The sequence below is a fragment of the Runella sp. genome, from assembly GCF_027484545.1.
GTDB lineage: Bacteria > Bacteroidota > Bacteroidia > Cytophagales > Spirosomataceae > Runella.
This window is the reverse complement of sequence record NZ_JAIXST010000024.1, coordinates 1-13,223: the sequence shown is the minus strand read 5'-3', so window position 1 is coordinate 13,223 and position 13,223 is coordinate 1. Positions and strand designations below refer to the sequence as shown.

Below are 13,223 nucleotides of genomic sequence, written 5' to 3'. Positions count from 1 at the left end.
TGCCTATTTTTTCGTAAAACTTACAATTTGCATTGTCACAGTAGTGTAAGCCTTTATATTTTTCAAAATCTATGTCCATTCAACAAAGATACTTAACATAACTCACTAATCCAGTACCCGATTTTGCGCCACTTGATTTATCTGTTAAGTGAGAATATAAGCGATAGTAGCTTGTATTTGACTTGGCTCGAATCACGAAGAACACACCTTTTTTATGAATTTGATACAATCGTCCAAAATCTAAATATCTTTTATCTATGATTTAAAACGCATTTGTTTCAATTTCAACCGCATCGGCGGCACGAAATATCTAGTGAGTTCACTTCTTGATACTTACCATCTGAAATATGAATAAATGTAGGTATGCCACATTTAATGTTTATCTGTGTATGTAACTTAATGGCCGCTTTGGCTTTGCGAAAAGGTGTCCACCAAAAAACTGACAGGCAAAGGTCTATCGTTGAGGCAGCTATGGCATAAATATTATTGACCAATCCTAATTCAGTGTCATCTGTTTCTTTATAAAGAAGCCTGGATTCGGAAATCAGGTGTTGAGCGAAGTCTTGGTAAATACGATAATCACGTTTTTCATTGGCTTCTGCAAGGTTAGAACGGCTAACGCCATGCGTAATACCCAAGTGATACAGTTTATTCTTATGGCTTTCAAAACATAAAACTCTATCCCGAAGACTATCTTTTTTGGCTAATTGACCAAAACTCATACATAAAAACTGATGCCAACAACTAAAACTGCGTATTCGATAGTTACCTTTACAGCGCTTGACATGACGATTAAATTCATTAGAACCTACCAAACTCATCAGTTGAGAAAAAACATATTGACCTTTATTGATCTTTTTGATTTGTCAAATCTTAAAAAGACAAAAGTCATTTTTGATAAAATTAATTCAAATCGTTTAAGGCTGAAACACCCATAACTCTTTCTATTTTAGTATCTTAGAAGGATATTAATTTGCTTAACCGAACACTAATGGAATAGGACCTTTTGCTACATCACAAATATCGGAAAATCATGCGTCTCTGTCACCTACTTATACTATTCATTCTTATTCATCAAATCAGCTTTGCTCAAACCATGCGTCTGCGAGATTTCAATATAAAAATTGGTGTATTGCCAACGGGAAAATTGAATACCATTACCGATGTAGCAGGAGTAAAAGTAGGGCAAACTACGCTCAATGCGGGTGATAGTGTACGAACAGGAGTAACGGCAATTTTGCCGCATGATGGCAATGTATTTCAACAAAAAGTCCCGGCTGCGATTGAACTTGGCAATGGTTTTGGCAAATTGGCCGGCTACAGCCAAGTTTCAGAATTAGGGAATTTGGAAACCCCTATTGTTCTAACCAATACGCTTAACGTTCCGACCGCAACAGCTGCTTTAGTGGATTGGACATTAAATCAAAAAGGAAACGAAAACGTACGCTCAGTCAATCCTGTAGTGGGTGAAACCAATGATAGTTATCTCAACGATATCCGAGGGCGATATGTCAAACAGAGTCACGTTATTGAGGCGCTGCAAAAAGCAACTTCAGGCGGAGTACTGGAAGGAAATGTGGGGGCGGGTACGGGTACCGTTTGCTTTGGATGGAAGGGGGGAATCGGTACGTCTTCGCGTAAACTTCCCGCTAAATTAGGCGGATATACTGTAGGCGTATTGGTACAAACCAATTTTGGAGGAGTATTAGAAGTAGCCGGAGCGCCTGTAGGCATAGAATTAGGGAAATACTCTTTCAAAGAAACCCTTGATAAATCGGGAGACGGCTCCTGCATGATGGTAGTCGCCACCGATGCGCCGCTTGATGCAAGAAACCTAAAACGTTTGGCAAAACGAGCCTTGATTGGACTTGGTAAAACGGGTGGAATTATGGCGAATGGCAGCGGTGATTACGTCATTGCCTTTTCTACAGCCTATCGAGTTGCACACGAATCGAATTCTGCTTTAGAAGAACTGAAACTGCTTCGGAATGATGATACGTCCCCCTTATTTTTAGCGGTTATCGAAGCTACGGAAGAAGCCATCCTCAATTCCCTTTTTGCAGCCGAAACAACGAAAGGTTATCAAGGACACACAATAGAAAAACTGCCAATACCAAAAGTACTGGAAATTCTGAAAAAGTACGGAAAAGTGAAATAAGTTACTTGCGCTCAGGCTGTTGCTCCAAATTGAACAAATCGTTCAACACATCAATCAACGTTTCGGCCTCACCACGTTTACAGGCAGCTTTCAATTGCAGTACGGGCAGTTTGATGATTTTCTGCATCATGCTCGACGTGATTTTGTCCATTTTAGCAATTTCATCCTCATTGAGGTTTTTCATGAAGCGCGCCATCTCTTCCTGGCGAATGTGCTCAAGCGCATTTTTGAGCTTTTGGATGGTAGGAGATACCACCATTTCTTTCGACCAATCGCCAAATTCTTCCAAAGCTTGACTAATAACGGCCTGCACATGCGGAACTGAAGCCAAACGACGTCCAAGGGCTTCATTGGCACGGCTTTGAATATTGTCAATATTATAAACGATCACTCCGGGAACCTGCTCGGCATCAGCGGCTACACTGCGCGGTACTGACAGGTCAATCAGGTATTTGAAAGAATACAATGATTTCTTTTGGAGAATCGCTTTCGTAATAAAAGGCTCATCGCGGAGAACAGAAGAAATAACTACGTCTGCTTTCTGAATTTCTTCTTCAACATTTTCAAAATCGGCCACTGCAAAACCCAACTCCGTTGCCAGTTGTTCGGCTTTGGCCCGAGTACGATTCACCACCGTAATATTGGTATATTCTTTTTCTTTCAAATTACGACATACATCGGTGCCGATCTCGCCCACTCCTAAAACCAATATGGAAGGATTTGCTTTGAGAGCCGTTACCTGCTCAATCAGCTCTACAGCTACATACGACGTAGAAGCGGCACCGTCACGGAAGGAAGTTTCCTGCGCAACACGTTTGTTTGCAAAGAAAATCGTGTGCAATAAACGGTGCAAAAATGGCCCTGCCATTCCCAAATCTACCGACCATTGATAGGCATGTTTTACCTGATTGGGGATTTGCATATCGCCTACTACCTGAGAATGAAGTCCAGTAGCCACTTCAAAAAGGTGTCTTGCTGCTTCCTGTTGGTTAGAATAGCTGACAAAATAAGGCAGGTAATTCTCGGTATTAATCAGGCCTTTTTGGATAAGAAGGAGTTTGGCAATATCTGTATTACAGTCTTCAGCAGAATTATAGTAAATCTCTGTGCGGTTACAAGTCGAAACCACCAGTACATCTGTTCCACCAAAAAATTCCTGCACTTGTAGCATTAAGGCTTTAGCCTCGTCTTCATTTAGTGCAATTTGTTCTCGTACCTCAAGCGGGGCTGTTTTGTAAGAAATTCCGACGCTTTTAAACTGTAAATATTCCATGTCACGTGCCAAAAAGTTCACAAAGTTATTTCAAAAACCAATTCCAGAGAATTAAAATGCGATTAGCAAATAATTTAGAATGAGTATAAACTAATGAGCTGCTATCCTTGTGCAAGGTGTGTTCATTCCTGAATCGAAAAGATGATTTTTGTTCGATACAGAAACTGATTTTTATCATATTTTTGACGATTGCCTGATGACTTCCCCAAATCAATCCTGATATGTTAAAACCGGAAACTGTACTTTTACTTTTCGTTCGATTACTATGTACACCACTTGAGAAAATTTAGATGCGTAGTTTTTCAACTTTCCAATCAATTTATAATATATCTAAATAGCAGAAGAGCAGGATTGCTAAACCGAACTTTTCTGCTGATTTTTACAGATTCACTATTTGCTCGTAACCCCAATTATGAAGTTTCCAACCATAGATATTTACAGCCAAAAAAATCTCTATCAACTATTTATTGGTATCAACTTGGCACTTATTGGCATTGCCTCGGTTTTTTATACCTACAATATTGTGGAGAGTTTGGATGCCCGTGAGCAAAGACAGTTGACCGTTTATGCCCAATTAATTGAATATTCAGCCAACCATCCAGACCTTAACGAAGATTATACTGCTCTATTTCAGATAGTAACGGAAAACATTCGCCAAAGCCGTATTCCTACTATTTTGGTGAGCGAAGATTTAAAACCCATTGGTGATATAAATCTGGATCTCCCAACGACACTATCAAAAGAAGAAAGGCAAAAATTGTTGCAGGAAGCATTTGAGGACATGAAGGAAGACCACTCCCCTATTGTGGTTGATTTGCTGGGAACAAAGCAGTATATTTATTACAGCGACTCTCCCCTTTTGGTCCAAATGCGCTATTACCCTTATGTTCAACTGCTTAGTTTGCTGGTTTTGGCATTTTTGGCCTATTTGGTTTTCAGTGCATCCCGTACTGCCGAGCAAAACCGTGTCTGGGTAGGATTAGCCAAAGAAACGGCGCATCAGTTGGGAACTCCGATTGCATCACTGATGGGATGGGTGTCCTTTTTCCGTACCGATCCGGAGCGTTATCCTGAAGAATATACCGGCGAAATTGAAAAAGACATTAGCCGATTGGAAATGATTACCTCTCGTTTTTCCAGTATCGGCTCTGCTCCTACGATGAAAGATGAGAACATCAGTGAGATAATCGGTCCTTTTTTAGATTACCTCAAACGGCGTATCTCAACGAAAGTAAAATTAGAGTTTTTCAATGAGATTGATCCGCAACGCTCTATGTACCTCAACCGAAATCTTTTTGAGTGGGTTATCGAAAATATTTGTAAAAATGCGGTAGATGCCATGACCGGTGTGGGGGAAATCAAGGTCAGGATGTTTTCCCTAAATAAACAGGAAGTGGCGATTGATATTAGCGATACGGGAAAAGGTATCCCACGAGGAAGCTGGCAAAATGTATTTAAACCGGGGGTCAGTACCAAAAAGCGGGGTTGGGGCTTAGGTTTAACCCTTGCCAAACGAATTGTAGAAGAATATCACGGAGGTAAACTTTACGTAAAATCTTCGGAAGTTGGCAAAGGAACAACGTTTCGAATCATCCTGAAGCGTTGATTTCTGCCTTCCAAAATTTACCAAAACACGTTTTCGCACAATTATTTTTTACAAAATTAGCCATTTCTATAAAAAATATCCAAAATAGAGGTAACTGAAACTTGGCTTTCATAAAACAAACTCCTAATTTTGCGGCCTGAACCATTAAGTTAATGGTTATCTGTGCATTCGTCAATAGAATTAGTTAAAAATTAGCGAATAACGATAACAATTGACGGATAACCGCAACGGCGGACCGTATGTAACTAATAACATTTTTTAAAAATAATGGCAAACACGACAAGCATAGGCAAAGTAACGCAGGTGATTGGCCCCGTTGTGGACGTTAGTTTTGAGGGGGAGAGCAATCGCTTGCCATCCATCCTTGACGCTTTGGAAATCACAAAGCCCAACGGACAAACGGTAGTATTAGAATGTCAGCAACACCTTGGAGAAGATCGCGTACGCACCATTGCGATGGATAGTACGGAAGGTATCCAACGCGGAATGAGTGTAAAAGCTTTAGGTGGTCCAATGACTATGCCTACCGGTGAAGCTCTCAAAGGTCGTCTATTCAACGTAGTAGGCGAGGCAATTGATGGAATGAAACCCGTAAGCAAAGAAAATGGAATGTCAATTCACCGCCTTGCACCGAAGTTTGAAGATTTGGCTACCGCTACTGAAGTACTTTTTACAGGTATCAAAGTAATTGACCTGTTAGCCCCCTACGTAAAAGGTGGAAAAATCGGTCTCTTCGGTGGTGCCGGTGTGGGTAAGACGGTATTGATTATGGAATTGATCAACAACATCGCCAAGGCGTATGCAGGCCTTTCGGTGTTTGCAGGTGTAGGGGAACGTACTCGTGAGGGTAATGACCTTCTCCGTGAAATGATTGAATCCGGGGTAATCAAATACGGCGAAGCTTTCCAACACAGCATGGAAGCTGGTGGCTGGGATTTGAGCAAAGTAGATTATGATGAATTGGCTAAATCGCAGGCAACGCTTGTGTTTGGTCAGATGAACGAACCTCCCGGAGCGCGTGCTCGTGTGGCTTTGTCAGGTTTGACAGTGGCAGAACACTTCCGTGATGGTGACGGTACAGGCCAAGGTCGTGATATTCTTTTCTTTATTGATAACATTTTCCGTTTTACGCAGGCAGGTTCAGAAGTATCAGCCCTTTTGGGTCGGATGCCTTCAGCGGTAGGTTACCAACCTACACTCGCTACCGAAATGGGTGCGATGCAGGAGCGTATTACTTCTACCAAACGTGGTTCAATCACATCAGTACAGGCCGTTTACGTACCTGCTGATGACTTGACTGACCCTGCTCCGGCAACTACTTTTGCCCACTTGGACGCTACGACGGTATTAAGTCGTAAAATTGCTGAGTTAGGTATCTATCCTGCCGTGGATCCGTTGGATTCAAGCAGTCGCGTTTTGAGTGCCGAAACATTGGGTGCAGCTCACTATGATACTGCTCAACGCGTGAAGTTGATTCTGCAACGTTACAAAGAATTGCAGGACATCATCGCCATCCTGGGTATGGAAGAATTGTCGGAAGAAGATAAATTAACGGTAAACCGCGCTCGTCGTGTGCAACGTTTCTTATCTCAACCTTTCTTCGTTGCTGAGCAATTTACCGGTTTGAAAGGTGTATTGGTTGACATCAACGATACCATCAAAGGCTTTAACCAAATAATGGACGGTGATTATGACCACCTTCCGGAAGCGGCTTTCAACTTGGTAGGTACCATTGAAGATGCCATCGAAAAAGGAGAACGCTTGTTGAAAGAAGCGGCGGGAAAATAAAATAGTTTACAGTTCACTGTTTACAGTTGGCACGAAAGTTTTCACTGTTCTAACCGTAAATAGTCAACCGCAAACCGTAAACTCTTTTAAAACTATGACATTAGAAATCATCACTCCCGATAAAAAAATCTTTTCCGGCGAAGCCACTGCGGTGACTTTCCCCGGTACAGAAGGGCAATTTCAGGTTTTAAATAACCATGCTGCACTTGTAAGTACACTCGGCAAAGGCAACATCATCGTAGAAGGCAATGGCAAAGAAACCTTCATTGTGGATGGTGGTGTAGTAGAAGTGCTGAATAACAAAGTATTAGTGTTGGCTGAAGCCATTTTGTAAAAGGCTTTTTAACGATAATGGTAGAGCGCGAGGCAGTTTTGTCTCGCGCTTTTTTTATGCAAACAGCTTTTTATCAGTTTTAACCGTATATTAGCTGTAAGTAAATCTTCTTTCAAATATGAAAATCCTCACTCGCGTAGGTCTTGGAATCTTTTTGACAGGTTTTGGTCTGTGGCTTTACACGCTGGCAATGAACGATTTTACGCTCACTTCAGCGATTGTAGAAAAAACCATAAAATCTGAACATCAATCTACCTTAGGAGTGCGCTTGCAGCCCATGCTTAATAAAACCTTTCAAAACGGTTGGGCTTTTTCCTACGAGTTTGATACGATTCTTAATGGACTCAATGCAGAGTACAAAGCAGCGCAGCAATGGGATAAAGTAATCTATGATGAATACAGTTTTTCGATAAGCAAAGCCGCCGCCTCAGGTCCATTGAAACAACAGCCTTTACTTTGGTTTTTCTTAACATTGGGATTAGCCATTATAGGTGCTTTATTATACGTACTTCCTGACTTACAACAACTTCCTGGTATAAAAAATAATTATATTTTTCAGAAATCCGCTACCAACCGCGGTTGGCTTGGTTGGATAGTGGGTACGTTTCTGATTGTCTTCTATATTGTTCTTTATTACTTTCCACAGTATTTGGTGAATTGGACGATACTCGTTGACCCACTGAGTAAAGCGTTGAATGGTGGGGAAGCAAGTCGGTGGTTTTTGTACGGAACGCTTTATACTGTCTGCGTAGCAGTGATGGGAGTTCGGATGCTTATCAAATACCGCCACAGCCATTACCAACAGGTTCGCACCCTTTCAGTTATGTTTTTTCAAACGGCGGTTGCTTTTATTATTCCTGAAATACTGGTGAGTTTGAACAAACCTTACTACGATTTCAAAAATATGTGGCCGCTTGACTACGACTTTTTCTTCGATTATAATCTCAACAGCCTGATTCAGAGCGGAGGTTTGGGAATCTTCATGCTGGTCTGGGGTATCTTGTTGTTCTTGGTAGCCGTACCCGTGATGACGTATTTTTTTGGCAAACGTTGGTATTGCTCTTGGGTATGCGGTTGCGGAGGCCTGGCCGAAACGTTGGGTGACCCCTATCGGCAGCTCTCCAATAAATCTCTCGCCTCGTGGAAAATCGAACGATACATTGTGCATGGTGTATTGGCATTTGCAGTAGTGATGACGGCCATGGTGCTCTACACCTACTTTACGGGTTCGTCAAAAGTGCTGTTTATAGACCGTTACAGCGTGCGCTCAGCGTATGGGTTTTGGATAGGAAGCATTTTTGCGGGTGTTGTCGGAACCGGATTTTATCCACTCATGGGGAATCGAGTTTGGTGCCGGTTTGGCTGTCCGTTGGCAGCTTATTTAGGGCTATGGCAACGTAAAAAATCACGTTTTCGGATTACTACCAATGGGGGTCAGTGCATTTCGTGCGGCAACTGTTCTACCTATTGCGAAATGGGCATCGACGTTCGCGCTTATGCACAGAAAGGACAGGATATTGTTCGTTCGTCATGTGTAGGCTGCGGAATTTGTTCGGCTGTTTGCCCAAGAGGTGTACTCAATCTTGAAAATGCTTCGGAAGGGTCACGAGCTATGGTTGCGCCTGAGGTATTGGTAGGAAATGATATGAAACGTTAAATTCTTAAAATCCATAACGCAATCCGGCTCCTACTCCCAACAACTGAGGACGTGCTTCAAAAGCTGTTCCCGAACGTGTGTTAGAACCTAATGCCCGTTGGAAATTACCTGAAAGTAAGGTCGTCCAACGTTTGTTCATTTTGTATTGAACGCGCATCCCTGTACTGGCTGAAAATGATAATGCCCGATAAGGATTGCCTGCACCGCTTACCGTCACCGTACTTTCCTGGCCGCTTTGGAAGCTATTCCGTAAGAAAATATTATTGATAAAGCCGGCCAATAACCATAAAGAAACCTTGCGTTTGGGCTTTACGACCGCATAACCTGCCTGCACGGGAACTTGTAAAAATTGGTATGAATTGTTGATATTTTGGGAAGTAGCCAACGATTGAACTTGCGACTTATCGTAACCAATAGCTGCAAAATCATACCTCTGTTTAGAATTATCGCTTACATTAACGGCGGCCTCCAAATTATTTACATAGCTGTTACTTAGCATATTGAATCCATTTGTGCCTTCAAAAACCGAATTCCCCTTTAAATAATTAAGGCCCGTTTCCAGTGACCAACGTTGGGCTAATTGGACTCCTCCCTGCCACTGCAATGCATAGGAAAATGACGGACGATTGGTACTTGATGCCTGAGCAGTATTGGTTGAGAAACTTTGATTGGATGTGGCATACGCCAACCCACTTTTACTTCCACCAATCACTACACCTGCATTGTAACTTGCGGGCATCACTCCCACCGAAGCCCAGTATTCTTTAGGCGCCGTTTTTTGCACTTTTTGCTCGCTCTGAACAGGTTGATAAGCCACCCAAGGCTGACGTTGTGACAAGCCAATGAGTTCGCGTATCTCTTTACTATCGAGCGAGCTAAGTGCTAAAACAGGTGTGGACAAAGTAACGGGATCAGAAACAGCAGGGAACTGACTGTTTGAAAGTGATAAAATGGCAGTTTCTTCAACTGCTACCTTCGAAAGATGAGTGGTAGACAGCTCAATTTTATTTTTTTGCTTATTCACAGCCAATACTTTTTCCTTGAAAAGTGTAGGCATTTCGGTATTCAGTTTATTCGCTTTCAATAAACGGCTTTTGCTTTCAGATTTACTTTTTACAGAAATCGAATGTGTTGCATTTACATCAGCACTTGGGGGAAATTTAACGGCAGCAATGGTCTCGTTTTGACTTTGATTAGGAAGAGGCTGTCTTTTAAGCGTCGCTACATCAATCCCTGTTTTTGGGGTGGAAATCTTTTCTGCAATGTTTGTTTTTGGCGACAACTTCTCGTTACTCACTTTAGTCGCTAAATGTGTTTTTACCCCATTTTGATTGGACAACCACCATCCGCCCAAAGAAACCAATAAAATTGTTACCCCAGCGGCAGCTACCCATTTCAGCGTTTGCCATTGCTGCCAAAAGGGGATAATGGCCACACGGTCGTCCTCTTCGTCCAAACGAGCTTCAACGCGTTCCCAAACCGAAAGCAGAGGCGTTTCATCAGCATTGTCGAAGGCTTCTCGCCAATTATTTTCAAAATTATGTTCTTCCGAGGAAGTCATTTCTATAGAATCAAGTTGAAGTGCTTTCGCACATTTATTTAGTAACTGTCGGTCGATGAATTGGTTAAAGGATAGTTTAGGTAAAAAATAGGTTAGGAAGAATTCGTATTATTTGTTTCTAAAATTTTCGCTTGTAAAAGTTGCTTGGCCCGGGCGTATTGTGATTTGGAAGTTCCTTCTGAAATACCCAATAATTCCGCAATCTCGTTGTGTTGATATCCTTCAATGGCATACAAATTAAAGACCGATTGACAACCCGGCGGCAGCTCTCGTACCATTGCCAAAAGCTGCTGATATTCAATACCCGACACCGTCGTTTCCGCCTCAGATACCACATCAGCATAATCTTCCACATCGGCTTGGTCCAGGTACGCTTTTTCTTTGCGCAAATGAGAAATAGCCGTATTAATCATAATCCGCTTTATCCACGCTTCCAAAGGGCAGTCATATCGAAACGTATGGATTTGGGAAAAAACCTTCACAAATGCATCCTGAAGAACGTCTTCGGCGTCAAAACGATTACGGGTATAGCGTTGACAGACAGCAAACATCCGCCCGGCGAATCGCTCATAGAGCGTTCGTTGGGATATGCGGTCTTTATTTCGACACCCTTCAACTAACGTACGTTCATCTTTCATGCAATCCGATCTGCTTTAAAGACGCATCTGCTTCAAAAAAAGTTGGAATGATATTAAAAAAAGTTTGCTGTTTCCTGTTTGGGGTTAGTTATCAATTTATAAAACAAGAGTGCCTAATCTGGTAGAGATTTGGACAAAAAACGAACCGGTCATCGCTTAGTTTTGACTGATAACTTTTATTGATGTAAATTTTAAGAACAATTTACAGTACCTTTTTGGTTATTTGATAGAACTTAGCCCAATAGAGAGAATGATTACAATTGTGGTCGGAACCAACCGACGCCGCTCCAAATCCAAACAGGTGGCCCTTTTTTATCAAAAATTACTGTCTGACCTCAACGCCGAAAGTCAACTGTTGGACATTGCCGATTTGCCCGACGATTTTATTCGTTCGGCTTTGTACGAAAATAACGGAAAAAACGAAAGTTTTAACACCTATCGCCAGATGATGCAGGAATCTGATAAGTACGTTTTTATCGTTCCGGAATACAACAATTCTTACCCCGGCGCTTTGAAAGTATTTATTGACGGTCTTAGCTACCCCAGTGAGTTGCTTCACAAGAAAGCGGCCTTGGTAGGCATTTCGGACGGAGTACAGGGAGGAGCACTTGCTTTAAGTCATCTCAATGATGTTTTCAATTATTTGGGTATGAATGTATTGGCTCAACGAGTCAAAATTCCCTTCATGAAAAAAAACTTTTTAGACGGTGAAATTAAAGATGGGCTTATTGATAAATTGATCCGTGAACAGGCCGAATTATTAGTAAAATTTTGAATTTAAAAATTTTCTGTAATTTGCCTAACTATTTCACACACAACCGTTAACAAAACACATTTTCAGCTATGGCACATAATTTTGACATTCCTTTTGAGGGCGACGCGGAGCAGATTCTTGCCAAAGCCCGTAAAGCAATTGAAAGTGGAAAAGGCTCTATGAAGGGCGACAATACAGCGGGTTCATTTTCGTTACCTGCGGGAATCAGTAAAGTAAAAGGAAACTATGTTGTTGAATCAAATAATCTTAAAGTGACTATTACTGACAAGCCCATTTATGTCAGCAATGATATGATTGAGAATACCCTTAAAAAACATATTTCTTAAACTCTCCCTATCATGAAAAAGATTGCCGCCGTCTTCTTTTCGCTTGTTTGCCTGATTTCGTCCTGTAATGTAAAGGAGGTTTCTACCGAAACTGTTCCTCAAACTGTCAGCAGTGCTGTCAGAAAAGCCTATCCGGAAGCTACTGATTTGAAATTTACGGAGCTTGAAGCAAACAAAATATGGGTTTCTGAATTCGTGATAAAAATTCAGAAAATGTCGGCGGTTGTCAATAATACGGGACAAATTACCGAGACTTACAACGTGGCTCGCGTGGGAACAGTCCTTCCCGAAAGTGCCCAAAAATTCATTACGACCAACTACCCAGATGCCAAAATCGTCAGTATTGATGAACAAATCAACGACCAAAAAAAGGTCATTGGGTACAAAGTCTTGATTAAAACAAAAGAAGGAAAAGAAGTAGTGATGCTGTTTGATACTACGGGCAGTTTGACGTTGCTGATTGCGAAAGACGGCACTCCAAGTACCAAACCAGAATCCAATACCTACGCCATTGAGCCAAAAGACCTGCCCGAAGCCATTAAGAAGGTGCTAACGGAAAAACACGGAGAATACAAATTTATTAAAGGCGTGGTCATGGTGGAAAATGGCAAAAAGACTTACCATGTTGTTGTCAGCAAAGAAATGGTCATTTATGAATATACTTTTGATGAAACCGGTGCTATTTTAAAGTCAAGTTCTTCAGGTATAAAGGCCGATGCACCTAACAAAGTGACCCAAAAAGAATTGGGCAAAAATGACATCCCCGGCAAATCGAAGGAATATTTAGACAAGACCTACAAAAGCTGGGACTACATGAAAGGGTTGGTTTTCTACGAAAACGACAAAGTAACCGGCTATTTGGCAGTCGTCAAAGTAGAAGGAAAATTGTACTATGTTTATTTTGATGCCACCGGAGGTTATCTAAAAACCACTACTGAAACTACCGTAGAAACACCTAAGCCCACTGTTCAGGAAAAGGCGATTGAAACAAAAGCAGGATTCAAGTTACAAATGCAACTTCTTGATGGTTAGTTAATTGATTAAAAATTTGATTTGGTGTTTGAAAATCATGTCTTTTTCTTGGCCTGTTATTAAGTTCATTCTCTA

At 41.5% G+C, this 13,223-nt stretch carries 12 protein-coding genes; 8 read left to right on the top strand and 4 right to left on the bottom strand.

What is annotated here, in order from left to right; genetic code table 11:
- Positions 1 to 284 precede the first annotated feature (284 nt).
- A complete protein-coding gene (locus Q0081_RS02070; RefSeq protein ID WP_298348685.1) occupies positions 285 to 854 on the bottom strand; it encodes a DUF4372 domain-containing protein in 570 nt (189 codons plus the stop codon).
- 242 nt (positions 855 to 1,096) lie between these two features.
- Between Q0081_RS02070 and Q0081_RS02065 the strand changes: the two genes are divergently transcribed.
- Positions 1,097 to 2,158 carry a P1 family peptidase gene (locus Q0081_RS02065; RefSeq protein WP_409034038.1) on the top strand — a complete coding sequence of 354 codons (1,062 nt, stop codon included), beginning with the start codon at positions 1,097 to 1,099 and terminating at the stop codon, positions 2,156 to 2,158.
- A gap of 1 nt (position 2,159) precedes the next feature.
- On the opposite strand, the gene hemA is transcribed toward Q0081_RS02065, so the two are convergent.
- The gene (hemA, locus tag Q0081_RS02060; RefSeq protein ID WP_298348681.1) at positions 2,160 to 3,431 is read right to left on the bottom strand and encodes a glutamyl-tRNA reductase; all 1,272 of its coding nucleotides are present in this window, start codon (positions 3,429 to 3,431) and stop codon (positions 2,160 to 2,162) included.
- A 412-nt stretch (positions 3,432 to 3,843) separates the two neighbouring features.
- Between hemA and Q0081_RS02055 the strand changes: the two genes are divergently transcribed.
- The 4 genes from Q0081_RS02055 to Q0081_RS02040 all read left to right on the top strand — a co-directional run bounded on the left by Q0081_RS02055 (position 3,844) and on the right by Q0081_RS02040 (position 8,816).
- Positions 3,844 to 5,037: a PAS domain-containing sensor histidine kinase gene (locus Q0081_RS02055; protein ID WP_298348679.1), complete on the top strand. Its 1,194-nt coding sequence runs from the start codon at positions 3,844 to 3,846 to the stop codon at positions 5,035 to 5,037.
- Positions 5,038 to 5,304: 267 nt separating this feature from the next.
- Positions 5,305 to 6,825, top strand: a complete 1,521-nt coding sequence (gene atpD, locus Q0081_RS02050) for a F0F1 ATP synthase subunit beta (protein WP_298348677.1) — start codon at positions 5,305 to 5,307, stop codon at positions 6,823 to 6,825.
- A 94-nt stretch (positions 6,826 to 6,919) separates the two neighbouring features.
- On the top strand, positions 6,920 to 7,159 hold the full coding sequence (gene atpC, locus Q0081_RS02045; protein WP_298348675.1) for an ATP synthase F1 subunit epsilon: 240 nt from the start codon (positions 6,920 to 6,922) through the stop codon (positions 7,157 to 7,159).
- Positions 7,160 to 7,277: 118 nt separating this feature from the next.
- Positions 7,278 to 8,816 (top strand): 4Fe-4S binding protein, encoded by a 1,539-nt coding sequence (locus Q0081_RS02040; protein WP_298348673.1) that lies wholly within the window; start codon positions 7,278 to 7,280, stop codon positions 8,814 to 8,816.
- Positions 8,817 to 8,820: 4 nt separating this feature from the next.
- Here the strand turns inward: Q0081_RS02040 and Q0081_RS02035 are convergent, their stop codons facing one another.
- Together Q0081_RS02035 and Q0081_RS02030 are read right to left on the bottom strand one after the other, a co-directional pair.
- A complete protein-coding gene (locus tag Q0081_RS02035) occupies positions 8,821 to 10,377 on the bottom strand; it encodes an outer membrane beta-barrel protein (protein ID WP_298348671.1) in 1,557 nt (518 codons plus the stop codon).
- A gap of 92 nt (positions 10,378 to 10,469) precedes the next feature.
- Positions 10,470 to 11,015, bottom strand: coding sequence for an RNA polymerase sigma factor (locus Q0081_RS02030; RefSeq protein WP_298348669.1), 546 nt, complete (start codon positions 11,013 to 11,015; stop codon positions 10,470 to 10,472).
- A 250-nt stretch (positions 11,016 to 11,265) separates the two neighbouring features.
- Here Q0081_RS02030 and Q0081_RS02025 point away from each other — a divergent pair, with 250 nt between their 5' ends.
- The 3 genes from Q0081_RS02025 to Q0081_RS02015 all read left to right on the top strand — a co-directional run bounded on the left by Q0081_RS02025 (position 11,266) and on the right by Q0081_RS02015 (position 13,148).
- Positions 11,266 to 11,790: an NADPH-dependent FMN reductase gene (locus Q0081_RS02025; protein WP_298348668.1), complete on the top strand. Its 525-nt coding sequence runs from the start codon at positions 11,266 to 11,268 to the stop codon at positions 11,788 to 11,790.
- A 68-nt stretch (positions 11,791 to 11,858) separates the two neighbouring features.
- The gene (locus Q0081_RS02020; RefSeq protein ID WP_298348666.1) at positions 11,859 to 12,116 is read left to right on the top strand and encodes a hypothetical protein; all 258 of its coding nucleotides are present in this window, start codon (positions 11,859 to 11,861) and stop codon (positions 12,114 to 12,116) included.
- A 12-nt stretch (positions 12,117 to 12,128) separates the two neighbouring features.
- A complete protein-coding gene (locus Q0081_RS02015) occupies positions 12,129 to 13,148 on the top strand; it encodes a PepSY-like domain-containing protein (RefSeq protein WP_298348664.1) in 1,020 nt (339 codons plus the stop codon).
- Positions 13,149 to 13,223: the final 75 nt, after the last annotated feature.